The sequence below is a fragment of the Prevotella sp. DNF00663 genome (assembly GCF_001553265.1).
GTDB lineage: Bacteria > Bacteroidota > Bacteroidia > Bacteroidales > Bacteroidaceae > Prevotella.
Genome location: NZ_KQ960586.1, coordinates 1 through 636 on the forward strand (window position 1 = coordinate 1; position 636 = coordinate 636).

Below are 636 nucleotides of genomic sequence, written 5' to 3' on the forward strand. Positions count from 1 at the left end.
CACTTATGCCCGCAAACGTGGTGAGGGCTGGGAAGCTAACTGGTTCGTTGCGCAGTTCGTTGCGGAGTTCCTTATTGAAATCATTATGGGAACGACCAACACGCAGGCTGCATTCGTGGCAGAAAAGGACACAAACGGGCTGTATCAGGGCGGCTTCGGCACTGGCGTAACCGATATGCCAGACTGGGCAGGTTACAACGGCTATTATCCTGTTATCCCTACAAGCGTAGGACTTGAAGCAGGCGACGGCGTGTGCCTCGTTCCATATAACCTGCCTGCGTCTGACGGCTCGACCTACAAGACCTTTAACATACCTGTGTTCTTTGGCCTCGTACACGCTAACTATGGCAACCTATGGCGATGGGTGCGTGGTATGATTATGAACACGGGAGATAAAAGCGAAGTGTACATTTCGCGTTCAATGTATGCACCTTTCGACCCTGCTACCATAGAGGGCAAAACAAAGGTTGCAGAATGTCCGCAAGCAGAGGGCTACATCAAGCGTAAGAGCTATAACGGTCTATGCTGTATGCCTACCGAAGTGGGCGCGTCTGCTTCTACGAATTACGCCGACTACTTCTGGAATAATGCAAAGACCAGTAAAGGGCTTCGGGTTCGTGCTGCTGGCGGTTCTGC

1 pseudogene is annotated in these 636 nt (G+C 51.7%); it reads left to right on the plus strand.

Annotated elements, in window-relative coordinates:
• Nucleotides 1-636 (plus strand): annotated as a pseudogene (locus HMPREF3034_RS12775) (hypothetical protein); the annotation flags it as partial.